This window comes from Massilia sp. TWR1-2-2 (assembly GCF_049897565.1).
GTDB lineage: Bacteria > Pseudomonadota > Gammaproteobacteria > Burkholderiales > Burkholderiaceae_D > JAFCUW01.
The window spans coordinates 1-533 of record NZ_JAFCWM010000117.1; the positions used below are offsets into that span (position 1 = coordinate 1).

The window sequence follows — 533 nt, forward strand, 5'->3', positions numbered from 1 at the left end:
ACCGTGCAGGACGTTTCAGACGATCTGAACGTCAACTTTTACACGGTCAAAAACTGGATACGCAGAAAGAATTTGTATATGTTGAAAGAATCGGTAGACAGAGAGAAGCGGCCGCAGGATTGGAGTCGTAGCGAGCAGCTCGTTGCGCTGCACGAAACGCACGGTTTGGATGAGGAAGCGGTACAGGCCTGGTGTCGCGAGCGCGGACTGTTCACCCACCATCTCGAGGCATGGCGCACGGCGTTCTGCCTGGACGTTAAGCCGGTCGCTGCCGTCGATACGCGCGAGCTGCGGGACTTGCAGAAAAAGAACGACAAATTGACGAAGGATTTGGATCGTAAAGATAAGGCTTTAGCGGAGGCCGCAGCGCTGCTTTTACTGCAAAAAAAGTTCAATGCGCTGTGGGAGGACGAGGTCAAATGACCTCACCCGCAGCGCGTGCCGACATCATCGCAATGGTCGAAAAAGCGGTTGCCGAGGGGGCCCGTCAGTGCAGAGCATGCGCGATCGCCGGCTTGAGCCCGCGTACCCTG

At 56.3% G+C, this 533-nt stretch carries 1 protein-coding gene; it reads left to right on the plus strand.

Going from position 1 to position 533, the window contains the following annotated elements; genetic code table 11:
- The coding region (locus ACP7DD_RS26645) for a transposase (RefSeq protein WP_426178424.1) at nt 1-423 on the plus strand (423 nt) is incomplete at its 5' end.
- Nucleotides 424-533: the final 110 nt, after the last annotated feature.